Origin of the sequence: Amycolatopsis sp. CB00013 (assembly GCF_001905755.1) — a bacterium.
GTDB classification, from domain to species: domain Bacteria; phylum Actinomycetota; class Actinomycetes; order Mycobacteriales; family Pseudonocardiaceae; genus Amycolatopsis; species Amycolatopsis japonica.
On sequence record NZ_LIWC01000003.1, the window covers coordinates 28,647 to 52,964 of the forward strand.

Annotated in this window: 23 protein-coding genes; 17 read left to right on the top strand and 6 right to left on the bottom strand. The window is 69.7% G+C overall.

What is annotated here, in order from left to right:
• The first annotated feature begins 72 nt into the window (after positions 1-72).
• The 14 genes from AMK34_RS19800 to AMK34_RS19855 all read left to right on the top strand — a co-directional run bounded on the left by AMK34_RS19800 (position 73) and on the right by AMK34_RS19855 (position 14,293).
• Complete coding sequence (locus tag AMK34_RS19800; RefSeq protein WP_073846382.1) at positions 73-5,892, top strand: type I polyketide synthase; 5,820 nt, start codon at positions 73-75, stop codon at positions 5,890-5,892.
• 1 nt (position 5,893) lies between these two features.
• Positions 5,894-6,334 (top strand): acyl-CoA thioesterase, encoded by a 441-nt coding sequence (locus tag AMK34_RS19805; RefSeq protein ID WP_038517464.1) that lies wholly within the window; start codon positions 5,894-5,896, stop codon positions 6,332-6,334.
• Position 6,335: 1 nt separating this feature from the next.
• Positions 6,336-6,908 (top strand): flavin reductase family protein, encoded by a 573-nt coding sequence (locus AMK34_RS19810; RefSeq protein ID WP_073846383.1) that lies wholly within the window; start codon positions 6,336-6,338, stop codon positions 6,906-6,908.
• Positions 6,909-6,934: 26 nt separating this feature from the next.
• Positions 6,935-7,102, top strand: a complete 168-nt coding sequence (locus AMK34_RS43205) for a DUF6222 family protein (protein ID WP_167551722.1) — start codon at positions 6,935-6,937, stop codon at positions 7,100-7,102.
• A 158-nt stretch (positions 7,103-7,260) separates the two neighbouring features.
• Positions 7,261-8,802 (top strand): acyl-CoA carboxylase subunit beta, encoded by a 1,542-nt coding sequence (locus tag AMK34_RS19815; protein ID WP_378417006.1) that lies wholly within the window; start codon positions 7,261-7,263, stop codon positions 8,800-8,802.
• 27 nt (positions 8,803-8,829) lie between these two features.
• Complete coding sequence (locus tag AMK34_RS19820) at positions 8,830-9,006, top strand: acyl-CoA carboxylase epsilon subunit (protein ID WP_321167106.1); 177 nt, start codon at positions 8,830-8,832, stop codon at positions 9,004-9,006.
• Positions 9,007-9,377: 371 nt separating this feature from the next.
• Positions 9,378-9,527 carry a hypothetical protein gene (locus AMK34_RS43210; RefSeq protein ID WP_167551721.1) on the top strand — a complete coding sequence of 50 codons (150 nt, stop codon included), beginning with the start codon at positions 9,378-9,380 and terminating at the stop codon, positions 9,525-9,527.
• A 106-nt stretch (positions 9,528-9,633) separates the two neighbouring features.
• Entirely contained in the window at positions 9,634-9,942 is a 309-nt protein-coding gene (locus AMK34_RS19825) for a DUF6235 family protein (RefSeq protein ID WP_038517455.1), read from the top strand.
• Between the two features lie 239 nt (positions 9,943-10,181).
• Positions 10,182-10,667 carry a DUF6423 family protein gene (locus tag AMK34_RS19830; protein WP_038524120.1) on the top strand — a complete coding sequence of 162 codons (486 nt, stop codon included), beginning with the start codon at positions 10,182-10,184 and terminating at the stop codon, positions 10,665-10,667.
• A gap of 8 nt (positions 10,668-10,675) precedes the next feature.
• The gene (locus AMK34_RS19835) at positions 10,676-11,995 is read left to right on the top strand and encodes an FAD-dependent oxidoreductase (protein ID WP_073846385.1); all 1,320 of its coding nucleotides are present in this window, start codon (positions 10,676-10,678) and stop codon (positions 11,993-11,995) included.
• Complete coding sequence (locus tag AMK34_RS19840; RefSeq protein ID WP_073846386.1) at positions 11,988-12,464, top strand: DUF6187 family protein; 477 nt, start codon at positions 11,988-11,990, stop codon at positions 12,462-12,464. Before AMK34_RS19835 ends, AMK34_RS19840 begins: the two co-directional genes overlap by 8 nt.
• Entirely contained in the window at positions 12,436-12,990 is a 555-nt protein-coding gene (locus AMK34_RS19845; protein ID WP_073846387.1) for a carboxymuconolactone decarboxylase family protein, read from the top strand. Before AMK34_RS19840 ends, AMK34_RS19845 begins: the two co-directional genes overlap by 29 nt.
• A 259-nt stretch (positions 12,991-13,249) precedes the next feature.
• Positions 13,250-13,441 carry a hypothetical protein gene (locus tag AMK34_RS19850; protein WP_038517444.1) on the top strand — a complete coding sequence of 64 codons (192 nt, stop codon included), beginning with the start codon at positions 13,250-13,252 and terminating at the stop codon, positions 13,439-13,441.
• Between the two features lie 243 nt (positions 13,442-13,684).
• Entirely contained in the window at positions 13,685-14,293 is a 609-nt protein-coding gene (locus tag AMK34_RS19855; RefSeq protein ID WP_083649925.1) for a response regulator transcription factor, read from the top strand.
• On the opposite strand, the gene AMK34_RS19860 is transcribed toward AMK34_RS19855, so the two are convergent.
• On the bottom strand, positions 14,290-16,611 hold the full coding sequence (locus tag AMK34_RS19860; RefSeq protein ID WP_083649926.1) for a sensor histidine kinase: 2,322 nt from the start codon (positions 16,609-16,611) through the stop codon (positions 14,290-14,292). The two genes, AMK34_RS19855 and AMK34_RS19860, sit on opposite strands and share 4 nt — an antisense overlap.
• A 355-nt stretch (positions 16,612-16,966) precedes the next feature.
• Between AMK34_RS19860 and AMK34_RS19865 the strand changes: the two genes are divergently transcribed.
• Entirely contained in the window at positions 16,967-17,587 is a 621-nt protein-coding gene (locus AMK34_RS19865) for an L-threonylcarbamoyladenylate synthase (RefSeq protein ID WP_005154159.1), read from the top strand.
• A 43-nt stretch (positions 17,588-17,630) separates the two neighbouring features.
• On the opposite strand, the gene AMK34_RS19870 is transcribed toward AMK34_RS19865, so the two are convergent.
• From AMK34_RS19870 to AMK34_RS19880, 3 genes are all read right to left on the bottom strand, one after another.
• Positions 17,631-18,317 carry a winged helix-turn-helix transcriptional regulator gene (locus tag AMK34_RS19870; protein WP_038517440.1) on the bottom strand — a complete coding sequence of 229 codons (687 nt, stop codon included), beginning with the start codon at positions 18,315-18,317 and terminating at the stop codon, positions 17,631-17,633.
• A gap of 45 nt (positions 18,318-18,362) precedes the next feature.
• Positions 18,363-19,142 (bottom strand): AfsR/SARP family transcriptional regulator, encoded by a 780-nt coding sequence (locus tag AMK34_RS19875; protein WP_073846388.1) that lies wholly within the window; start codon positions 19,140-19,142, stop codon positions 18,363-18,365.
• A 167-nt stretch (positions 19,143-19,309) separates the two neighbouring features.
• Positions 19,310-19,915, bottom strand: a complete 606-nt coding sequence (locus AMK34_RS19880) for a response regulator transcription factor (protein WP_038517437.1) — start codon at positions 19,913-19,915, stop codon at positions 19,310-19,312.
• 421 nt (positions 19,916-20,336) lie between these two features.
• On the opposite strand from AMK34_RS19880, the gene AMK34_RS19885 reads away from it, so the two are divergent.
• Positions 20,337-21,332 (top strand): DUF1702 family protein, encoded by a 996-nt coding sequence (locus tag AMK34_RS19885; protein WP_073846389.1) that lies wholly within the window; start codon positions 20,337-20,339, stop codon positions 21,330-21,332.
• 78 nt (positions 21,333-21,410) lie between these two features.
• Here the strand turns inward: AMK34_RS19885 and AMK34_RS19890 are convergent, their stop codons facing one another.
• Positions 21,411-22,109 (bottom strand): AraC family transcriptional regulator, encoded by a 699-nt coding sequence (locus AMK34_RS19890; protein WP_083649927.1) that lies wholly within the window; start codon positions 22,107-22,109, stop codon positions 21,411-21,413.
• Positions 22,110-22,566: 457 nt separating this feature from the next.
• Here AMK34_RS19890 and AMK34_RS19895 point away from each other — a divergent pair, with 457 nt between their 5' ends.
• On the top strand, positions 22,567-23,172 hold the full coding sequence (locus AMK34_RS19895) for a response regulator transcription factor (RefSeq protein ID WP_038524115.1): 606 nt from the start codon (positions 22,567-22,569) through the stop codon (positions 23,170-23,172).
• Between the two features lie 11 nt (positions 23,173-23,183).
• Here the strand turns inward: AMK34_RS19895 and AMK34_RS19900 are convergent, their stop codons facing one another.
• Entirely contained in the window at positions 23,184-24,281 is a 1,098-nt protein-coding gene (locus AMK34_RS19900) for a carboxylate-amine ligase (protein WP_038517433.1), read from the bottom strand.
• Between the last annotated feature and the right edge of the window lie 37 nt (positions 24,282-24,318).

The following is a 24,318-nucleotide window of genomic DNA, read 5'->3' on the forward strand; positions in this document are numbered from 1 at the left end:
CTGGGGACAGAGCCGGCGCTGGGACCGGATTCCGTGAACTTGAGTGGTTGAGAGCTAGGGGAGTGCGGTGGCATGAGCGTTGAGCGGATTTCGATTGTCGGTATCGGTCTCCGATACCCGGACGCCGGTTCCCCGGAAGAGCTGTGGGAGAACGTCCTCGCCGGCCGCCGGGCGTTCCGGAGCCTGCCCGACGAGCGGATGAACCGCGAGGACTACTACTCGCCCGACCCGAAGGCGCCGGACCGTTTCTACGCCAACAAGGCCGCGGTCCTCCGCGACTACGAATTCGACCGGATCAAGTACAAGGTCGCGGGCAGCACGTTCCGCTCGACCGACACCACGCATTGGCTGGCCCTCGACGTCGCCGCGCAGGCGCTGGCGGACGCGGGCTTCCCCGAGGGCGACGGGCTGCCGAGGCCCGCCACCGGCGTGGTCATCGGCAACAGCCTCACCGGTGAGTTCTCGCGCGCCAACATCATGCGGCTGCGCTGGCCGTACGTGCGCCGCACGGTCGCGGCGGCACTCGCCGAGCGCGGCTGGGCCGACGGCGACACCGCCGAGTTCCTCCACGATCTCGAGGCGCAGTACAAGGCCCCCTTCCCGGAGATCGACGAGGACACGCTCGCGGGCGGGCTGGCGAACACGATCGCCGGCCGGGTCTGCAACTTCTTCGACTTCGGCGGCGGCGGGTTCACTGTGGACGGTGCCTGTTCGTCGTCGCTGCTTTCCGTGGTCACGGCGGCGAACGCGCTTTCGGAGGGCGATCTCGACGTCGCCATCGCGGGCGGTGTCGACTTGTCGATTGACCCGTTCGAGGTGATCGGTTTCGCCAAGACCGGCGCGCTCGCCAAACGCGAGATGAAGGTCTACGACGCCGATTCCAACGGGTTCTGGCCCGGCGAGGGTTCCGGAATGCTCGTGCTGATGCGCGAGGAGGACGCGATCGCGCAGGGCAAGCGGATCTACGCCAACATCGGCGGCTGGGGTGTCTCGTCCGACGGAAAGGGCGGAATCACCCGCCCCGAGGCCTCGGGTCACCGACTCGCGCTCAAGCGGGCGTACGACAAGGCGGGTTACGGCGTCGAGACCGTTTCCTACTTCGAGGGCCACGGCACCGGGACCGCACTGGGCGACGCCACCGAGATCGAGGCGCTCTCCACCGCCCGCCGCGACGCCGACCCGCTCGCCGAGCGGGCCGCGCTGAGCACGATCAAAGCCAACATCGGCCACACCAAGGCCGCGGCCGGGGTCGCCGGGCTGATCAAGGCGACCTTGGCGGTCTACCACCAGGTCATCCCGCCCGCGACCGGCCACTACGAACCGCACGAGTCGCTGGTCGGCGACTCCGCGCGGATGTACGTGCCCGCCGAGGCCGGACTGTGGCCCTCGGACCAGCCGGTCCGCGCCGGTGTCTCCGCGATGGGGTTCGGCGGCATCAACTCGCACGTCACCGTCACCGAAGCGCCTGGCGCGGCCCGGCGCAAGGAACTCGACGAGCGGACCAGGTCGCTCGTCGCCGGACGGCAGGACAGCGAACTGCTGCTCCTCGACGCCGACGACGCCGCGTCGCTGCGCGGCCGGGTGACCGGTCTGCTGGAGGTCGTGCCGAAGCTGTCGTTCGCCGAGCTCGCGGACCTCGCGGGCACGCTTTCGGCGGAACTGTCCGGGAAACCGGTCCGTGCGGCGATCGTCGCGGCCGGCCCGGACGACGCCGAGCGCAAACTGGCCAAACTCCTCGACCTCCTCGGTGAAGGGGAGCCGGAAGTCTTCTCCGCCAACGAAGGCATCTTCGCCGGCTCCCGTTCCCAGTCCCCGAAGATCGGTTTCCTGTTCCCCGGCCAGGGTTCCGGGCAGGGCAGGGTCGGCGCGGTGCGCAAACGCTTCGCGCACGTCGACGACATCTACCGCGCCGCGAAGCTGTCCACCGGCGCCGACCAGGTCGCCACCGACGTCGCGCAGCCGCGCATCGTCACCGGTTCGCTGGCCGGGCTGCGGGTGCTGAAGAGCCTCGGCATCGAGGCGGGCACGGTCGCGGGCCACAGCCTCGGCGAGCTCACCGCCCTGCACTGGGGTGGCGCGCTCACCGAACGCGAAGTGCTCAAGCTGGCCAAGATCCGCGGCAGGGTGATGGCGACCGCCAGCGACGGAGACGGCGCCATGGCGGCGATCGCGGACACGCCGAGCGTCGCCGAGAGGCTCGCCGAGGGCGAAGAGGTCGTCATCGCGGGCTACAACGCGCCCGAGCAGACCGTCCTTTCCGGACCCGCGGAGGCGATCGACCGCGTGGTCGCCCGTGCCCGCGCGGAAGGGGTCAACGCCGCCCGCATCAACGTCTCGCACGCCTTCCACTCGCCCGCGGTCGTCCCGGCCGCCGAGGCGATGACCGAGGAACTCGCCGCGTTCGACTTCGCCCGGCTCGACCGGCCGGTCGTCTCCACGGTGACCGGTGACGTCCTGCACGCCGCCGAAGACCTGCGCGATCTGCTGCGCGACCAGGTGGTCCTGCCGGTCCGCTTCCGTGAGGCGGCCGCGAAGGTCGCCGAGCGCAGCGACCTGGTGATCGAGGTCGGCCCCGGCCGGGTGCTCACCGGACTGCTGGACACGATCGCGCCCGGCACCCCGGCGCTTTCGATCGACACCGACAGCCTGACGCTCGCTCCGGTGCTGAAGGTCGCCGGTGCCGCGTTCGCGTTCGGCGCGCCGCTGGAGACGTCCGCGTTGTTCGACGGCCGCGTCGTGCGGGCCCTGCCCTCGGACGGCGAGTTCTCGTTCCTCGCCAGCCCGTGTGAGGCCGCGCCGTCGATCGGCGCCGTCCTGACCCGCGACCGGGTCGCCGAGGCGGGCGAGGCGGCCGCCGGAACGGCATCGGAAAGCAGCGGCAGCAGCACTCTCGATCTGCTGCGCAAGCTCGCGTCCGAGCGGGTCGAGCTGCCGCTCGAAGCGGTCACCGCCGACACGCATCCCCTCGACGACCTGCACCTTTCCTCGATCACGGTCGGCCAGCTGGTCAACGACGTGACCAGGGCGCTCGGCCGTCCGGCGCTGGAGGGCATGCCGAACTTCGCGACCGTGTGCCTCGGCGAACTCGCCGAGATGATCGACGAACTCGCGCAGACCGCCAAACCCGCCGACAGCAACCAGGCCGAGGTCGCCGGCGTCGGACCGTGGGTCCGGCCGTTCGCGGTGGAGTACGTCGTCGCGCCGAAGCCGTCGCCCGATCTCGCGACGGGCATCTCCACCGCCGAATGGACGGCGTTCGCCCCGGCCGGTCATCCGCTGGCGGAGCCGCTGCGCGCGGCACTGGCCACGGCGGGCGTCGGCGACGGTGTCCTCCTCTGCCTGAACGCGGACAGCGGTTCCGGCGACGTCGGCCTGTTCCTGGACGCGGGCCGCGCGGTGCTGGCCGCGCCCAACGGCACGCGCTTCGTCGTGGTGCAGCACGGTCTCGGCGCCTCCGGTCTGGCGAAGACGCTCCGGCTGGAGGACCCCTCGGCCCGCACCACGATCGTCGACCTCGCCGATCTCGACCCCGTCGACCCCGAAGCCCTCCACGCCGCGGTGTCCACTGTGGTCACCGAGGTGGCGGCGACGACCGACTTCAGCGAAGTCCGCTACGACACCGCCGGAGTCCGCACGGTGCCGAAGCTCGCGGCGCTCACCCCGGCCGAGGCCGAAGGCACCCCGCTCGGCACCGGCGACGTCCTGCTCGTCACGGGCGGCGGTAAGGGCATCACCGCCGAGAGCGCGTTGGCGCTGGCCAAGGATTCCGGTGCGAAACTGGCGCTGCTCGGCCGGAGCGATCCGGCCGACGACGCCGAACTGTCGGAGAACCTCGGCCGCATGGCGGCGGCGGGTATCACCTACCGCTACGAGCGTGCCGACGTCACCGACGGAAGGCAGGTCGCCGACGCGATCGGCCGGGTGCAGGCCGAATTCGGCCCGGTCACCGCGGTGCTGCACGGCGCGGGCCGCAACGAGCCCGCCGCGCTGTTCTCCTTGACCGAGGAGAGCTTCCGCAAGACGCTGGCCCCGAAGATCGGCGGTCTCAACGCCGTCCTCGACGCCGTCGACCAGGACAAGATCAAGCTGCTGGTGACCTTCGGCAGCATCATCGGCCGGGCCGGTCTGCGCGGTGAGGCGCACTACGCCACGGCCAACGACTGGATGACCGAACTGACCGTGCGCTTCGGCCGGGAACACCCGCGGGCCAAGGCGATCGCGCTCGAATGGTCGGTCTGGTCCGGGACGGGGATGGGCGAAAAGCTCGGTGTGGTCAGCGCTTTGATGCGCGACGGCATCACCCCCATCCCGACCGAGGAGGGCATCGAGATCCTCCGCCAGGTCGTCGGCGACCCGGCCGCCCCGTCGGTGCTGGTCGTCTGCGGCCGGACCGCCGGGCTGGCGACCCTGCCGGTGGAGAAGCGCGAACTGCCGCTGACCCGCTTCGTCGACCGCGCCGTCGTGCACTATCCGGGGGTCGAGCTGATCACCGAGGCCGACCTGTCCGCGGGCAGCGACCCGTATCTGGCCGACCACCTGCTCGACGGTCAGCTGCTGTTCCCGGCGGTGATCGGCATGGAGGCGATGACCCAGGTCGCCAAGGCCGCGCTGGGCGCGGAAACCCTGCCGGCGCCGGTGTTCTCCGACGTCGAGTTCCTGCGCCCGATCATCGTCTCGCCGGGCGGGGCGACCACGATCCGGCTCGCCGCGCTGGCCAGGGACGCCGAAACGGTGGACGTGGTGCTGCGCAGCGGGGAGACCGGCTTCAGCGCCGACCATTTCCGGGCCCGGCTGAGCTTCTCCCGGCCGGATCCGCTCGGTGACACCGTCGCCCGCGACGTCGCGCTGCCGCCGGTCCCGGTCGATCCGACGACCGAGCTCTACGGCACGGTCCTGTTCCAGGGCAAGCGATTCCAGCGGGTCACCGGATACCGGCGGGCCAGCGCGCGGCACGCGGTCGCGGAGATCGCGACCGGCGCCGAGGTCGACTGGTTCGCCCCGTTCCTCCCGCAGGAACAGCTCCTGGCCGACCCGGGCACCCGCGACGCGATGATGCACGCGATCCAGTGCTGTGTCCCGGACGCGACCCTGCTGCCGCAGGGGATCGAGCGGCTGTACCTCGCCGAACCCGGCGAGCAGCACCCGGAGTACGTGCTCCTCGACGCCCGCGAGCGTTCGCAGGACGGTGACAGCTACGTCTACGACCTCGACGTCCGCAACCCCGACGGGAAGCTGGTCGAGCGGTGGGAAGGGCTGAAGCTGCGCGCGGTGCGTAAGCGCGATGGTGAAGGACCCTGGGTCCCGTCGATGCTCGGGTCCTATTTGGAGCGTTCCGTCGAACGGCTGCTCGGCTCGTCCCGCGCGATCGTCGTCGAACCGGACCCGGTGGGCGTTCCGGTGGAGACCACGCCGGAACGGCGGGCGCAGACGGCACTGGCCGCCGGCCGCGCCGTCGACGCGCCGCTGGAGATCCGCTACCGCCCGGACGGGAAACCGGAGGCCGACGGGGTCGAGGTGAGCGCGTCGCACAGCGCCGACCTCACCCTGGCGATCGCGGGCGGCGGCCGGATCGCGTGCGACGTCGAAACGGCGATCGAACGGACACCGGAGGACTGGGCAGGCCTGCTCGGCGAGGATCTGCTCGCGGTGGGCGAACTGCTGGCCGCGGACGCCCGCGAGCCGCTTTCGGTGGCGCACACCAGGGTCTGGAGCGCGCTGGAATGCGTGCGCAAGACCGGCGACATGACACAGGCGCTCACCGTGCACCGGGTCGACCCGGACGGCTGGGCGGTGCTTTCCCACGGTGTCGCCCGCATCGCCACCTGGGTGACGACCGTCAACGACCGGACCGATCCCGTCGTCTTCGCGGTGCTCCAGGGAGAGGAGAGCTGACATGGCCGACTACTACGAGATCCTCCACACGGTCGGATTCGAAGAGACCAACCTGGTGGGCAACGTCTACTACGTGAACTACGTGCGCTGGCAGGGCCGGTGCCGCGAGATGTTCCTGAAGGAGAAGGCGCCCGCGGTGCTCGAAGAGGTCCGCCACGACCTCAAGCTGTTCACGCTCAAGGTGGACTGCGAGTTCTACGCGGAGATCACCGCGTTCGACGAGCTGTCCATCCGGCTGCGGCTGGAAGAGCTGACCCAGACCCAGATCCAGTTCACCTTCGACTACGTCCACCTCACCGGGGAAGGCGAGCGGCTGGTGGCCCGCGGACGGCAGCGGATCGCGTGCATGCGCGGCCCCAACACGGCCACGGTGCCCAGCCGGGTGCCCGAACAGCTGCGTGAGGCGCTGGCCCCGTACGCGGTCGACGGCAAGGGGGAATGACGTGGGCACGCTGGAGGAACCGTCGCGGCCGGTGCTGAAACGGCTGCCGACGCCCGTCGCCCGGCGCCGGTTGTCCGCGCAGGCGGGCCTGCGGGAGGTGATGGGGCAGTTCGCCACCGGCGTCACCGTGCTGACCGCCGGCGGCGAACGGGCACACGGGATGACGGCCAACGCCGTCACCTCCGTCTCGCTGGAGCCGCCGATGGTGCTGTGCTGCGTTTCCCGCGCGGCGCGGATGCACGAGGCGATCGTGACGGCGGGCTCGTACGCGGTCACGGTGCTGGCGTCGGACCAGAAGGAACTGGCGAAGTACTTCGCGGACTGGCGGCGCCCGGCCGGGCTCGCGCAGTTCGACACGGTGGACTGGACGGCAGGCCCGCAGACCGGCGCCCCGCTGCTCGACGGCGCGCTGGCGTGGCTGGAATGCGAGCTGGCGGAGGTCTACGAGGGCGGTGACCACTCGATCTTCCTCGGCAAGGTGGTCGCCTCCAGCCGCGGCACCGCGCAGGACTCGCTCGTCTTCTACAGCGGCGGCTACCACCAGGTCGACGGCCGGATACGGGCATCGGCCTGAGTGGTCACCAAGGGAGAGGAAATGTCATGACCGTCAACGAATCCACCACCCCCGCCCCGGCGCCCATCGCCGAACGGCCGCCCGTGGTGACCACGATGCCCCGGCTCGGACGGGGGGTGTGCTGGCGCGACATCGTGCGCGAAATCGAACTCGACGAGCTCGACCGGGAGGCCCGCTTGAGGGAGGCGGCGTGACCCTGCAGGGCGATCCGGGCGCTCAGCGCGCGGAGGACTCCGAGGTGGTGCCGCTGCCGGAAGACCGGCTGCGGCGCCCTCGGGGCCCGGGTCCGACCGACGGGCGGGTGATCCCGCTCGCCCGCGGCGCCGAACCGGTGCACCCACCGGAACCGACGATGCCGTTGCTGCGCACCCAGCGCGACGAATTGCGCGAGCATATCGTCGACGGACGGCTCGACGGCGTCCGCCGGCAGCACTCGCTCGGCAAGCACACCGCGCGCGAACGGCTGGATCTGTTGCTGGACCCCGATTCCTTCACCGAGGTCGAGTTGTACCGGCGGCATCAGGCGAGCGGGCTCGGGCTGGCGGAGAACCGGCCGTACACCGACGGCGTCATCGCGGGCTCGGGCACCATCGACGGACGGCGCGTGTTCGTCTACGCCCAGGACTTCACCGTCTTCGGCGGTTCGCTCGGCGAGGCGCACGCGGCGAAGATCCAGAAGGTGATGGATCTGGCGATCGCCACCGGCTCGCCGCTGATCGGGCTCAACGACAGCGGGGGAGCGCGGATCCAGGAAGGCGTCATGGCGCTCGACGGCTACGGCGGCATCTTCCGCCGCCAGGTCGAGGCGTCGGGTGTCATCCCGCAGATCAGCGTGGTGCTGGGACCGTGCGCGGGCGGGGCGGCCTATTCGCCCGCGCTCGCGGATTTCGTCTTCATGGTGCGCGACACCGCCCGCATGTACCTGACCGGGCCGGACGTCGTCGAAACCGTGACCGGGGAACGGGTCAGTCACGACGAACTGGGCGGCGCGGACGTGCACGGCACGTCGTCCGGCGTGGCGACCGTGGTGCACGACGACGAGGAGAGCTGCCTCGCCGACGTCCGGTACCTGGTGTCGCTGCTGCCGTCGAACTACCTGGATCCCGCGCCCCGCGAGCCGTCGCGGGACGCGGGCAAGGACCGGCGGCCGCGATTCGCCGAACTCGTCCCGGTGGAGCCGAACAGGCCCTACGACATGCGTGACGTGTTCTCGGAACTGGCCGACGACGGCGAGTTCTTCGAGCTGCACGAGTCGTGGGCGCGGAACGTGCTGTGCGCGCTCGCGCGGATAGACGGGCGCGTGGTCGGCCTGGTCGGCAACCAGCCGGTGGTGTTCGCCGGCGTGCTCGACGGGCCGGCATCGCAGAAGGCGGCGCGGTTCGTGCGGTTCTGCGACGCGTTCAGCATTCCGCTGGTGACGCTCGTGGACGTCCCCGGCTTCCTGCCGGGGGTCGAGCAGGAGCATTCCGGGATCATCCGGCACGGGGCGCAGCTGCTGCACGCCTACTGCGAGGCGACCGTGCCGCGTGTCCAGGTGATCCTGCGCAAGGCCTACGGCGGCGCGTACATCGTGATGGACTCGCGGTCCATCGGGACCGACCTCTCCCTGGCGTGGCCGACCAACCAGATCGCCGTGATGGGCGCCGAGGGCGCGGTGAACGTGTTGTTCCGCAAGGATCTCGCCGTCGCACCCGATCCGGACGCGTTGCGCGCCCGCCTGGTCGCCGAGTACACGGAGGAGTTCATGAACCCGCAGTACTCGGCCGAACGCGGCCTGGTCGACGACATCATCGACCCGGCGGACACCCGGTCCGCCATCGCCAGAGCGCTGGACATGCTGCAGGACAAGCGAAAGGCCGCGCCTCAGCGCAAGCACGGCAACCACCCCATCTGAACGGGGGAGCCCATGTCATCGTCCGGAATGGACACTGCGCCCGTCTTCCGGATCCTGCGGGGGAACCCGGAGGACGCCGAACTGGCGGCGCTCGTCGCCGTCCTCACCGCCGCGGCTTCGGCCGCGCCCCCGGCCGTGACGCCTGCCCGGCCGGCCTGGTCGCCGCTCGCCGCGCCGACCTGGCGTACGTCGACGCTGCGCTGAGCGCGCGCGAAAGCCACTTTCGAGACGCCTGACGTCCCGAAAGTGGCTTTCGCGACGTGTCCTCACGCGAGCCGTCGCGCTCATTCCCGGTCCCGCTGCCCGGGGACCTCGGGGTCGGGCCACGACAGGCCCAGCAAATCGACGTCGAGCTCGTCTTCGGCGTAGAGCTCATACGGGTCGAGACGTTCGGTCATGGCGCGCTCCTTGGGTTTCGGGGTACCACAAGGGCACTACCGGCACCCCGTCAGCGGCGACTTTTCCTTTGCTCATCGCGCGCGACGGCGTCCTCGATCGCGTCACGACCGGCCCCCGATCGGAGGGGTCCATCCTTGTTGTCAAGTGAGTCGTTCATCGAAGGTCAGGAGAACCCCATGGCGGCACAGGTGCGAATTTGGGTCCTGACCGATGATCTCGACCCGCGCGGGGCCGTCGAGGCAGGCACGACGGCGTTCGTCCCGGAGCCGAGGAAGGCCGCCGAAAACGATTTCCCGGCCGAGCACATCGTCCTCGGTTACAACTAGCTCACCCCCGTACGACAGCACGGACAAAGAAGACCACCCGGTATCGCGCGCGCGAGAATGGTGAAGATCGCCCGCGAACCCGGCCAGACCACGAGGAGGCCTCCGGATGGCTATGCGCCTCCAGCTCACGTCCGGTTTGCAGGTGTTGGAAGAATGGGCGATCAATGCTCCGCAGGCCGATCGCAATGTTATCTACGAAGCGCTCTTCGCGGTAGCCGACGGATCCGCCTTTCTCATCTACGACATTTTCGGAGATCGTCGTGATCCGCAGCAGTTCATCATTCTGGTGAAACACGATCTCGTCATTCGGATCGGGCTCAAGCGGACCGATTCCTCGTTCGAGATCGTCTACATCGGCGCGCTGGAGCACGGGACACCCGCCGCGGCATGGGCCGAAGACCTCGACGGCTCTTGATCCGGTACCGCTGAACGGCCCAGTCCGCGCAGCGGTACCGGCGGCCTTTCGTACCAGTGGATCATGCGTTCCTCATCTTGACATCGTCCAGTTCGGCGTGAAATTCTGCGAGTGTTTGCGGATGGGGAAATCTGCCGGTCTGGAATTGTGCTCGTCGAGATCTGGAGGCGTGAAAGATGTCATCTCCTGAATTCCCGGGATTGGATGTTTCCACACGGGTGCGCGCACGTGACATCCAGATGGCCGGGGTCGCCGACGTCCGCCGAAGGGTGCTGATGATCTCCGGGGCGATCGACACCACCGAGCACGACATCTCGGTCAGCGTCAACCTTCCCGAACCCGGCCGCTGGCAGGTGATCAAGTCCGAGACCAACCTGACCGACAAGACCTGGGTCGCGATGCAGGTCGTCACCGACGAGGACTCGACCTTCGTCAACGACGCCGACACCCTCGTGCTTTCCCGCCAGTTCTCGAAATCCTTCATGACGCCGGATCAGCGCCGTCTCACCTTCTACGACGGCGAGGTGCGGCCCGGCGAGGCCGTGCTGAAGGTGTACTCGCTGGACGCCGGCGGGCGGAAGCCGACCTATTCCTACTCCCGCTACAGCCCGATCGCCACCGACACCGCCGAGCAGTCACAGCAGACTCTGGACGACCTGATCGGCAACGGGATGAAGCAGCGCCCCGTGATCGAACTGATCGTCCCGGTGACCGTGATCGGCTGAGCACGCCGGTGATCACCTTCGTCCCCGAGCCCCATCTGCTCGCATCGCCGCGTGGGCGGGAGTGGCCGGTCGTCCCCGGCGTCCGCGCGGCGGTCACCCCCGAACCGCCGTCCTCCGCCGACGTCGTCATCGTCGGAGCGGGTCCGGCCGGGCTCGCCGTCGCTTCGGCCCTGTGGCACCACGGCGTCCGCGATCTCGTCGTCGTCGACCACGACGGCCGACCCTGCGGCCGGTTCTTCGACCGCGTCGACCTGCTCGGCCAACGCGTGCTGCGGTCGCCGTACGAACACCACCCCGGCGTCGAGGGCTACCGCGACTGCGAGCTGCTGGACTTCGCGCGGCTGCACTGGTCGGTGCTGACACCGGTGGAGCGCCGGGAGATCCGCATGGCGCAGGCCGGACATCGTTCGGTCGTCCCGGTCGACGTCTTCGAGGCCTATTGCCGTCATCTGGCCGCGAGCCACCACGTCACCGAACGGACCTGGCGCGGCTCGGTCCGCGAGGTGCTGCCGACTTCGGACGCGGTCACCGTGCGCGCCGACCGGTTCTCCGTCACCGCGCGCCACGTCGTGCTCTGCCTCGGCGAGGAACGCCGGTCCGCCCCGGACACCTGGTGGGGCGGCGGCCATCCGCCGCGCGGCGTGACCTATTGGGACGAACCCGTTCCCGGCGCGGGGAAGCGCCTTGCCGTCGTCGGCGCCGGCCTCACCGCCGCGCACCTGATCTCCAACGGGCTCGCCCAAGGGCGCGAGGTGCATTGGGTGGTCCGCGAAGCGGGCGAACGCTATCAGTGCGCCGACGTCAACTCGTCGTTCTTCCGTCCCGAAGGCCGTGCCCGCTTCGACGGGGTGAGCTGGGCCGAGCGGCTCGAACTGATGGGCCGGTTCCGGCGCGCGTCGATCATGTTCGAGTTCCGGCCGACGCTCGAGGCGGCCGAAGCCGAAGGGCGGCTGATCGTGCATCGGGGCAAGGCGATCACGAGGGTGACGCCGGGCGTGGGGCTCCACCTCGAAGACGGCTCGCGGATCGCCGTGGACCACGCCGTACTGGCACTCGGCACCACGCCGTCGATCGGTGACGGCCTGATGCCCGACGACGCCGTACTCGATCGCGGCGGCTGGCCGCGGCTGGACGAACGCACTTTCGCCTACGCCGGCGCGCCCCGCGTCTTCGCGGTCGGCGCGGCCGCGGGGATGGCGCTGGGCCCGGCCGCCCGCAACATCGACGGCCACCGGGTCGCCACCGCCCGGGTCGCGGCGGCCGTCGCCGGTAACCTGCGCCGGGACACCCCGCTGCGGACGGCCACGAAGGACGTCGCCCGTGTCTGAACCCTACGACTCCCGTTTCACCCTGCCGTCGATCGACGACGCGCCCTCGACCGAGTCGGGGGTGATCCTGCTGGGCCTGGACGCCGAACGCCTGCTCGCCGGGGTCGGGCTGGCCCGGCTCGCCGACGAACCCGCGCTGGTCGCGCTCGCCGTCGATCAGGCCCGGCACGAGGCGCTCGACCTCGGCCTCGACGCGCTCGTCGAGGCCGGGATCGTTCGCTGGCGCGCGGTCCGTCCGGTGATCGAAGCAGGTCCGGAGATGACGGCGGCGGGTTCCCTGCGCCGAGAATGGGAACACGCCACCGCGCGGGTCACCGCCACGGTGACCGGGCTGGGACCGGCATCGGTGGCGTGCCTCGCGGCCTGCTGGCTGCGTCGCGACGACGTCGAGGAGTTCGCCGCACGCCGGCGGGCGCCGGAAAACGGGAGCGATACACAGAATGTCCTATCTCGGGTCTTTGCCGACTGACGCCACACTGCTGCAGGTCTTCCGGAAGTTCCCCGCGCCCGCGGTGAAACTGCTGGACCTCCACGAACTTCTCATGCGGGCGCCGTCGGCGTTCGGCGCCGGGGAGCGGGAGCTGATCGCGGCCTACGTCTCCGGTGTCAACGATTGCGGGTACTGCCACGGGGTCCACACCGTCACCGCGGAGGCTTTCGGTGTGCCGGAAGGACTTCTGACGGCCGCACTGGCCGATCTCGACTCCTCGCCCGTGGACGACCGGATGAAGCCCGTGCTGGCCTACGTGGGCAAGCTGACGCGCACTCCCGCCCGGATGACCGACGCGGACGCCGAAGCGGTGTACGCGGCGGGCTGGGACGAGGCCGCGCTGCACGACGCCGTCCTCGTCTGCGCCCTGTTCAACTTCATGAACCGGATGGTGGAAGGGCTCGGGATCCGCGCCGACGCGGCCTACGCGAAGGTTTCGGGTGTGCGGCTGAAGGAAGGCGGCTACGCCGGCCTCGCGACGCTGCTCGAAGAGGATTCCCCCTGACTGGTCCATCCGGGTGAGGGGTGACCACGAACGGTCACCGTCTCGCGCTGCGTTCGGCCTGCCACTTTCCGTCGTCGAAACCGGTGCCCATTGCTCCGTCCGGTGCTCATGATCGCGGAAACGGAGCAGCCGGAGGGAACCTTCCGGCATAGGCGAAAAGCACATCCCCGCGATGATGCATGGCACTGGCCGCGTACCCACCCTGAGCTGCACGATTTCCTCATCGAAGGAACACCACCGACCAGCCTGGGAGCCATCGATGAGGAACACGGCCACCGACAACGTCCGCTCGCTCTTCGCCGTCCGGGGGATCGACACCGGCTCCGCCGGGAACCAGGTCGAGCTCGTGATCGACCGGTTCGACCATTGGACCAATCAGCACCGCGGCGAGGCGTTCAATTGTTTCACCGGCGCCTGCTGCACCGCCCCGCCGCTGGCCGAAGCGAGCTGAGTGGCCCTCTCCGGCCGTCACTCGTACCCCGAAGACGAGTGGCGGCCGGTGTCGTGTGCGGAGGACGTCCCGCCGGATCGACGGAAAGTAGCCGACCTGCCGAGTAACCCGTCAACGGGTGACCCCTTCCGCCTGGCCGCCCCGGCGGCGGGCCTCACCGACTCACCACCCGAACGGTGGAACGCGTTCCGTGCGGGCGTGTTTATGTTGGGGCCATGGGGGTGTGCGTGAGGGGGCGGCGCCATGGTGATCAGAGTTCTCGTGGCCGAAGACATGCACATCGTCAGAGGGGCGCTCGTGGCGCTGCTGCGACTGGAACCGGATATCGAAGTGGTGTCCGAAGTCGCGTCGGGTGATGAGATCCTCCCCGCCGCACGGCTCTCCGGCACCCAGGTCGCGATCATCGACATCGACCTCCCCGGCAAGGACGGGCTCACCGCGGCCACCGAACTCCACGAGCAGCTCCCGGAGGTCAGGACCCTGATCCTGACCAGCCTCGGCCGACCCGGCACGCTCCGGCGGGCCTTGGCGGCCAAAGTGAACGGCTTCCTGCTGAAGGACGCCCCCGCGGAGAAACTCGCCAACGCCGTACGCGGGGTGGCGGCCGGACGGCGGATGGTCGACGGCGACCTCGCCCTCGCCGCCTGGGACACCGTGGAATGCCCGCTGACGCCGCGGGAGATCGACGTCCTGCGGCTGACCGCCGAAGGCCGCGACACCCTGGAGGTCGCGGCGAAGGCCTTTCTCTCCACCGGAACCGTGCGCAACTACCTGACCACGATCGTGTCGAAGCTCAACGCGCGCAACCGGGTCGACGCGATCCGCATCGCCAAGGAATCCGGCTGGATCTAAACCGGCACCACGGCACGCAACCGGAACCGCCCGTCGGCCTCGACCCCGGCGGTCAGTTCCCCGCCCAGCCCGGCGACGCGATCGGACATGTTCGTGATGCCACTGCCCGGGGCCTCCACCCGCACCGGCTGCTCCGGCTTCGGCGGCCGTCCGTTCACCACACCGTCGTTGACGATGTCGAGCGCGACGCCGTCGCCGATCCGCCGCACGGCGATCTCGCAGCGTTCGACCTTGCTGTGCCGCAACACGTTCGTCACGCCCTCGCGCAGCACCACGGCCAGTACGGTCCGCACCGTCGTCGGCAGGTCCTCGTGCTCGATCTCCAGCCGCACCTGCACGTCGGCGGCCACCAGAACCGCCTGCGCCGACCGCGACTCCTGATCCAGCGACAGTTCGCGGTAACCGCTCGCCACCGACCGGACGTCGCTCAGCGCCTGCCGTGTCAGCCCGAGGATCTCCAGCAGTTCGTCGGAGGCGCGATCGGTGTCGATGTCCATGATCCGGCTGGTCAGTTCGCTCTTCAGCGCGATCGCCGACAGGCTCATCCCCAGCAGGTCGTGCAGATCGCGGGCGAAGCGCAGCCGCTCCTCCGCGACCGCGACCTCGGCGAGTCGTTTCCTCGTCTCGCCCAGTTCGGTCACCAGCCGGATCAGCCAGATGAGACCGAACACCATCAGCCCGGTGTTCAGGATGGACGCGAAGGTGTAGAAGCCGCCGAGGAAGTCGGTGCCGTAGCTGATCCGGATCATCAGCACACCGGCGGCGGTCACGGCGAACGCCGTCCATCCGGCCAGCGGCGGCAGCACCAGCAGCGCGGTGCCGGCGAACAGGCTCGGCAGGCTCACCCACGCGCTCCCGAGCGGGATCAACGGCAGGAAGATCAGGCAGGCCTGGACGAACAGCAGCGCGTAGCTCTGCCGCGAGCGCAGCCGGACGTTCGGGCGGGCGAAATAGGACAGCTGCAGCGTGGTCAGCGCGGTGAGGTAGCCGGCGATGAGCGCGAGCGACCAGCCGTCGTCGGTCAGCATGACCGCACGGGCCATCGCGGAGAGGCTGAAGACGATGAAGACCACCGTCATCGTCCACTGGACGTTCCTGGCGTCGATCCGGGACCAGCGCCCGGACCCCTCGGCCAGCGCCGTCTCGGTGGGCTCGGCCTGTTCGGGCACCGGGAGTTCGGCGTGCAGCCGCCACCGGCCCGCCGCGTCGGGACCCGCGCTCAGCTTCCCGCCGTGCCCGGCGACCTCCGCGGTCACCTCGCGCAGGCTCTCGGCCGTCTCCTCGGGGACGTCCTCGTGCGCCGTTCCGTCGTGGACGATCTCCAGCGCGACCCGGCCGCCGTTCTCGCGCACGGTGATCTCGCAGTGCTCGACGCCGGTGTAGCGGAGCACGTTCGTGACCCCTTCGCGGAGCACCTTCGCCAGCAGGGTGCGCAGCTTGACCGGGAGGTCGACCTGCTGGAGGTCGACCCGCACCGCGACGTTCGACGCCGAGAGCAGCGACACCGCGGTCCGCGATTCCTTGTCGAGCGACAGCTCCCGGTAGCCCCTGGCCACCGACCGCACGTCCGACAGCGTCCGCTGGGCGATGCCGGTGATCTCGGCGAGCTCCTCACGGGCCCGGTCCAGTGACTTCCGCAGCAGGCGGTGCACCAGTTCGCCCTTGAGCGCGATCGCGGACAGGCTGAGGCCGAGCAGGTCGTGCAGGTCCCTCGCGAAGGCCAGCCGCTGTTCGGCCACGGCCCGCCTCGCCAGCTCGGTCCTGGCCTGGTGCAGTTCGGTCACCAGCCGCGCGAGCCAGGTCAGCAGGTACACGACCAGGGCGTAGAAGACCGCGGTGACACTGTCGAACACCGCGCCGAGCCAGCTTTCGTCGTTGGCCCACAGGATCCAGATCGTGCCGGCCAGGAACGCGATGCACACCGTCCAGCCCGTCCGCGGCCGGAACAGCAGCGGCGCGCTACCCGCCGCGAGGGTGATCAGTGAGCTCAGCGCCGCGTCGAAGTGCAGGGTCGACAGGAACGCCAGGCACGCCTGCACCGCCAGCATGGCCTTCGCGAGCCTGGTGTCGAGCCGGACCGCCGGACGGCTGAAGAAGAAGAGCTGGATCGCCAGCACGGGCCCGACGTACAGCACGGCCAGCAGGCCCTGCCAGAAGTCCACCCCCGGCTGGAGCAGGACGCCGAGGAGACCGAACAGGCAGGAGTTGACGAAGACGACGGTGATGATCAGCCCGGCGAGGAACAGCGCCCGCCGCGGGCGCCGGTCCACCCCGGCGGTACCCAGAGGTTCGGCGGTCACCGCGAGCTGTTCCGGCACAGGCACCCCAGTGGTAACAGAAGAAGTCTTGATCCTTGGTCGTGCAGCCCCCTTGCGACGGCCGAGGCCGTCGCACGACCCCCATCGCGGTGTGATTCGGATCCTAACCCATCTTCGTTACCCCGGTTCCCGTTTCCGACGACGGGAGGAGGATGATCAAGGAGTCGTTTTCCCGGCCCGGTACTGGGAAAATCCCCGCGGTCACCCGCGCGGGTGTGGGACGTTCGGACCACGCCGCCGATCGCGGAACACGCCACGATGGAAGACGTGGGTTCCATTTTGTACGCCACCCGTGGTGCGCCACGCGGGACGGGCGCTCGCGGCGGCGGAGCGCTTGTGGCCCTAAGCTCTGCGCATGGCCAGGTATTTCGACGTACATCCGGAGAATCCGCAACGACGCGCGATCGGACAGGTCGTCGACATCCTGCGCGAGGACGGGCTCATCGCGTACCCGACGGACTCCTGTTTCGCCCTCGGCTGTCAGCTCGGGAACAAACAGGGCATCGACCGCATCCGGAGCATCCGCAAACTCGACGACCGCCACCACTTCACCCTGGTGTGCCAGGACTTCGCCCAGCTGGGCCAGTTCGTGCACGTGGACAACGCGGTCTTCCGCGCGGTCAAGGCGTCCACACCGGGCAGTTACACGTTCATCCTCCCGGCCACCAAGGAGGTTCCGCGCCGTCTGCTGCACGCCAAGAAGAAGACGGTCGGCGTGCGCATCCCGGACCACGTGGTCACCCAGGCCCTGCTCGGCGAACTCGGCGAGCCGCTCCTGTCGAGCACGCTGCTGCTGCCCGACCAGGAGGAGCCGATGACCCAGGGCTGGGACATCAAGGAACATCTGGAGCACGTGGTGGACGCGGTGATCGACTCCGGCGACTGCGGGGTCGAACCCACCACGGTCATCGACTTCTCGTCGGGCGAGCCGGAGATCGTGCGCCGGGGCGCCGGCGACACCTCGCGCTTCGAGTGACCGTGGCGGGGACCGGCGTCCGGTCCCCGCCACCGGGCCTTCTTCAGTGGGTGACGAGCCCGTCGGCCTTCGACGGGGCCGACGGGATGTGGAAGAGCCTGGTGAACAGCTCCAGCATCGCCGGCTCGCCCTTGATGGCCACCGCGCCGCAGGTGAGCGCGCTGGCGGCGTCCATCTCGCCGTTCAGCAGCTTCAGCACGACCGGGCCGCGCGGCTCGATGATGACGTCGGGGTTCGGGTGCGGGCCCTCCCCGGCCGTGATGGCGCCGTCCTCGATCACCGCGTGCACGATGATCTGATCGCCGTAGTGCAGCTCGAACGCGCATTCGATGCCGCGGGCCGCGTCGGGCTGGAACGTCGTGTACAGCGACAGGATGGCCGCGTCGAGGGTGAACAGGTCGTCGGCGGCCGGGTCGGTGAGCGAACGGGCGCCCCACAGGCCCAGCTGCAGCAGGATCTGGTCGAGGTCGTTGCCGTAGTCGGTCAGCTCGTAGACCACCCCGGCGTCGAGCTGCGAGAGCACCCGGCGCTGGACGACCCCGTGCCGTTCGAGTTCGTTGAGCCGGGTCGACAGGATGCTCGTCGGGATCTTCGGCAGGCCGTGCTGCAGTTCGTCGAACCGCTTCGGCCCGAGCACGAGATCGCGGATCACGAGCAGGGACCAGCGTTCCCCGATGATCTCGAGCGCGCGGGCGAGGCCGCAGAACTGGCCGTAGGTGCGAGCGGTCATGCTTGACTCCTCAGTTTTCTCGGTCTGGTGGCGGGCGGTGCTCGTTCAGCGGATCGGATGTCCCTCGGAGAGCAGTTCGCGGTGCAGCTCTCGCAGTTCGGCGCAGGGTGTCACCCCCAGTTCGTCCTCGAGCCTGGTGCGCAGCCACTCGTAGGACGCCAGCGCGTCGCTGCGCCGTCCGCTGAGCCCCAGCGCGCGGATCAGCTGGGCGTGCAGGGTCTCGTCGAACGGGTCGGCGGTGGTCAGCGACCGCAGCACGCCGAGCATCTCCCGGTGCCTGCCCGCGCGGATCTCGGCCTCGATCCACAGGTCGCGGGCGTTGCGCCGGTGCTCCAGCAGATAGACGGTGTAGGCGGCCAGGGTCGGTCCACAGTGGATGTTCGCCAGCGGGGGACCGGACCACAGGTCCAGTGCGGTACGGAACGCGTGTGCGGCCGCCGCGTTGTCGCCTTCGTCCAGCAGGTCGCGGCCGAGGCGGTGCAGCCGGTGGAACTCCGACACGTCGACCACGCCGGCGTCGATCTCGAGCCGGTACCCGGGCGGGCTGGTGACCAGCACGCCGCCGTTGCCTTCGGGGTCGAGATGACGGCGGAGATGGTGGACGTAGGTGTGCAGGGTCCGGCGGGCACTGCGCGGCGGCGCGTCGTTCCACAGCTCGTGGACGAGGGAGTCGACGTGGACCGTCTTGCCGGGACGGATGAGCAGCATCGCCAGCAGTTGCAGGAGTTTCGGCGTGCTCGGCGCGCGATCGACTCCGCCGATGTGCAGCTCGAGTGGCCCCAGCACCCTGGCCGTGTCACCCGGTTCGATGGTCATCGCGTGCATCCCCTGCCCCTCCGGCGGACTCCCCCTCGATGACGGTGACAGAGGCGGAACCTTCGGAACAGTGCCGGAAACACCCGGTGGACCATGATTTTTTCGTTGTGCCGTATGCGATCGTCACGACTTGGAGCGATGAACCGGTTGTGGCAAAAGAGAAGACGCGGAAAACGTCAGAGCCAGTCCGACTCGGTGGCGATGCGAATGGCGTCCACCCTGTTGCGGGCGTTGAGTTTCGTGACCACGGTGGCCAGATAGTTCCGCACGGTCCCCGGCGACAGGAACAGCTCCGCCGCGATGTCGGCGACCGTGCGCCCGTTCGCGGCGAGGCGGAGGATCTCGGCTTCCCGCGGGGTCAGCGGGCTGTCTTCCGTTTCCCAGGCGGACAACGCGAGTTCGCTGTCGATGACCCGGCGGCCGATGGCGACCGAGCGGACGGCGTTGGCGAGTTTGTCGGCGGGCGCGTCCTTGAGCAGGAAGCCGTTGACCTTCGCGTCGAGCGCGCGGCGCACGGTGCCCGGGCGGCCGAGCGAGGTGAGGATCAGCGTGCGGACGCTCGGAAGTTGCTGGCAGAGCTCGGAAGCGGCCGCGAGCCCGTCCTTGGCAGGCAGATCGATGTCGATGATCGCGACGTCCGGGAGATACTCCGCGGCCATCGGGAGGATCTTGTCGCCCGAACAGACCTCGGCGACGACCTCGATGTCCTGCTCGAGGTTCAGCAGGGCGACCAACGCGCCACGGACCATGTGCATATCCTCGGCCAATAGGACTCGGATCACTCCGACCTCCTCTTCCCCAGAAACGCGCTAACTCTCAGTGTACATAGCGAACCCGGAAGAGTGAATCGAAATCGCACGATCCAAGGTTGCGCCTTTCCTTGTGGCCTGCGTTTGCTGATCAACGTGGCGGTGAGCTGCGACGATGGCGCGGCTTCGAGGGTACTGAAACTGCGAGCGATCGATTACTCGCTGTCAGGAAAGAAGAAGGTAAAATTGCTACCTCGAGTGGTTTTCATTCCCTGTCGAGTACGTTCCATTCCGGTGAATCAGTCCGGCGAACGGGTGAATTCCCTCCTTTCGAAGGCGGCGATGGACTGTTCGGCGGTACCGGCGCCGGACTCGATCGGACGTCGATCGCGGCATGGTCTCCTCGGCATGAGCCGGTTCGCGCGAAGCCGCCACTATCCACAAAGGACGTAAGATGAGCTCATTGCTGGGTGCCCTGCGCAAGGTCATGTTCGCGCCTTCGCTGGCTTCGGTCGGCTTCGAGGGGCGCGGGTTCGGAGTGCCGAGGACGCCGTCGACCGCGCGGCTGGAGTCGATCCCGCAGGCGGTCGTGTGCGGTTTCGAGTGGGGGATCGACGCGCCGGAGCTGTGGGAGGCCGAACGGCGGCTGGACATGGTCGAGCCGGAGATGCGCGGGTTCGCCTACGAGGGCGCGGCGATGGCGTTCACCATCCTCGACGTCATGCCCGGCGGCCGGAAGGACCGCACGGCCGAACTGATGAGCGGGCCAGGGCTCCCGCACGTGTTCCTGACCTACATCGGCATCGGGTTCGCGATGGCCCGCCTGCCCCGGCCGCTGTGGAAGAAGGTGCTGCCGGATCTGGACGGCGTGCCGTTCCATCCGACGATGAGCTGGCTGGCCGTCGACGGGTACGCCTTCGACCGCGCCTACTTCGACACCCGGCGGTGGGTCGACGAGCAGTTCGTCCCCAAGCCGTACCCGTGGGCGGGCGCCCCCGCGTACTTCCCGCGCGCCTGCGATCAGGGCATCGGGCGGGCACTGTGGTTCATCAACGGCGGCGATCCGGTGAAGGTCGCCGAGGCGGTGAACCGCTTCCCGGAAGGGCGCCGTCCGGACCTGTGGAGCGGGGTCGGGCTGGCCGCGACCTTCGCGGGCGGCTGCGACCGGCCAGGGCTGGTGAGGCTCCGCGAGGCGTCGGGGGAGCACCAGGACCACCTCGGGCTCGGCGTCGTGTTCGCGGTGAAGGCGAGGACGTTCTCGTCGTTCGTCCCGCCGCACACCCGCCGCGCCGCCCGTGCGCTGGCCGGGCTGAGCATCGAGGAGGCCGTCGAGCTGGCGGACTCGACCGAGGTCACCGAGGACGCCGCGGACGGGACGCCCGCCTACGAGCTGTGGCGGCGGAACATCCGGGACGGTCTGGCCCCTTCGGTGGGCAGGCTGTCCGCCTGAGGCCCCGTGGACGTCAGGAAAGGGTCGTTCAAGACGTTTTCCGTCTTGAACGACCCTTTCCTGACATCCGGGCGAAGCTCAGGCCGCGCGCTTGAACGGCTCCGGCCGGTGCCGCAGGTCGGGCAGCGCCAGCAGGACCGGCGGGTCGAACAGGCGCTTGGGGCGCACCCGCAGGTCCGCGAGCCGCGCGGTGACCCCCGGCTCGACGGTGATCGGGCCGTGGTGCCCGGTGTACCCGGTGCCGCGGCGCGTGAGCGGGCCGGTCACGCAGTGCGCGACGAGGTGCCACTCGCCCTCCGGGACCTCGGTCAGCTGATAGGCGCCGGGGGCGTCGATGACCGTGTACCGCACGGGCGCGCCCTCGGGGATCCGCGTCGGGAAGAGGCCGACGAAGACGAGGCCGGGCGAGATCTCCGGCGGCGCCGACACGAAACCGCGGACGGTCGCCCGCTTCGGGCCGGGACGGGGCTCGCCGGCCAGGCCGCGCTGGAAGCCGCCTTGCCGCCGGTACGCGGACGGGGACAGGCCGACGCGGCTGCTGAACCGCGTGCTGAAGGTGCCGACGCTGTTGTAGCCCACGCGGTGGCTGATGTCGGCGACCGTGATCGACGTGGTCAGCAGCAGGCGCTTGGCCTCGTCGAGCCGCAGCGCGGACAGGAACCGGCCGGGCGAGACCCCGGTGGCCTGCTGGAACACCCTGGTGAAATGGAATTTGCTGAAGGTCGCGGCGCGGGCGATGTCGTCGATAGTGAGCTCTTCGCCCAGTTTCTCGTTCATGGCCCCAATGGCTCGCTCCACGGCTCGCCGGACAGTCTCATCCATTGTGCCGTCCTTTCGCTCGAGGAATTCTGGCGTGCTTTGTGGTTTCCGACAGTAGTGTTCGTCACGGCTTCTCCTGAAGTGCTTGATTCATCGCCGGATATGGATTCATGTGTGCGCCGACGTGAAAATTTCACGCGGCGAGGAGCATGCGAAAACCATGGCGCGCCGGTGGTGCGCGCACTGGATCCCGGTGGCCGGTGGCCGGATAATTCCTGGTAGCGCATTCACGCCGGAACCTCCCCGGCCGTGTTGGCGCGGTCCGAAGAACGTATTCCCGCGGCAACACAGAACCGGCCCTTGACCGCGTCCCCCCACGGCGGTCAAGGGCCGGTTTCCATTTCGCGGAACGAGTGTGTGAGGATAGTATCGTCGGCTCGTGGGGCGAGACGCAGGCGAAAGGCAGATGGGGTCGATGATCAAGGTCCTGGTGGCCGAGGACATGCACATTGTCCGGGGGGCCCTGGTCGCGCTGCTCGGTTTGGAACCCGACATCGAAGTCGTCGCCGAATGCGCCAGTGGCGACGAGATCCTGCCGCTCGCCCAGTCCGCGCGCCCCGACATCGCGCTGATCGACATCGACCTGCCGGGCAAGGACGGGCTCACCGCCGCCGCCGAGCTGCACGAGCAGCTGCCCGGCGTACGCACGCTGATCCTCACCTCGCTCGGCAGCCCCGGCACCCTGCGGCGGGCGCTGGCCGCGAAGGTCAACGGTTTCCTGCGCAAGGACGCGCCAGCCGACCGGCTCGCCAACGCGGTCCGCGGGGTCGCGGCCGGACGGCGCGTCGTCGACGGCGACCTGGCACTCGCCGCCTGGGACAGCGAGGACTGCCCGCTCACCGCCCGCGAGATCGAGGTGCTCCGGCTGGCGTCGGTCGGCTCCGACCCGACCGAGATCGCCGCCGAACTGTTCCTGTCCGCCGGCACCGTGCGGAACTACCTGACGACGATCGTTTCGAAGCTCAGCGCCCGCAACCGGGTCGACGCCGTGCGGATCGCGCGCGAGTCCGGCTGGCTGTGACGACGGCTCGTCTACCGGGCCGGGACGTTCATCGTCGCGTGGGCGAGATCCGCGGCGAACTCGCCGGGAGAAGCCGCCTCCGCGAGCAACCGGCGTTGCCGGGTCGCGCCGGTCCCGTGTTCGAACAGTGAGTCCAACCCCCGGTCGACGTCGTCGGCGTCGCCCGCGGCCGTGAGCGCCGGCCGGATGAAGTCGACGAGTTCGCCGAGCAGTTCGCGTTGATCGGTCTCCCGGCCGGTGAAGACGTCGATACCCGGCCCGTCGAGACCGCGGCGCGCGGCGGCCGTCAAGGCGGCGTCGATCCGGGCACCGCGGACTCGCGGCGCACTCGCCGTCCCGGCGCAGGTCGCGACCAGCCCGCGCACCAGCGCCGCGAGGAGCACCGCGTCGTCGACGGCCAGGCAGACGTCGGCGATCCGCACCTCGACCGTGGGATGCCGCGGGGAAAGGCGCGCGTAGAAGTACACGCCCGCCGCGTCGAGGGCGGCGCCGCGGCGCAAGGCCTCCCCGATGCTCCGGTCGTACGCGGCCGCGCCGGACCATTCGTCGGGCGGTTTCGCCGTCGGCCAGCGGTCCCAGATCGGGAAGCGCCGGCTCGACCAGCCGGAATCGGCGCCGTTCTGTACCGGGGAGTTGGCGCTGAGGGCGAGTAAGGGGGCGAGCCACGGCCGCAGCCCGGCGAGGACGCGGGCGCCGAGATCCCGTGACGGCATGCCGACGTGCACATGACAGGCGCACGTCCCGGCTTCGCCGATCAGCTCCGGGAACGCCTGCGCCATCCGCCGGTACCGCGGCTCGGGCGTGAGCGTGTCTCCCCGCAGGCCGCCGGGCGGGATTCCCGCCGCCACCATCAGGCAGCCGTCGGCTTCCGCCGCCGTCGCGACGAGGTGCCGCAGCCGGGTCAGCTCGGAGCGCACCTCGTCCAGGCCGCGGCAGACCCCGGTCGCGGTCTCGATCTGGAACCGCATCAGCTCACCGGTGACGTCCGGTCCGGGGGCGAGGCTTTCGAGAAGCTCGGGCGCGCGCAACGCGACCGAGCCGTCCATCGGGTCGAGCAGGACGAACTCCTCTTCCACCCCGAGGGTGTAGTTCATGCCGTCGACGGCCATGGTTCCCCGTTCGTGGGTTTTCGCCGGTGAAGTTCTG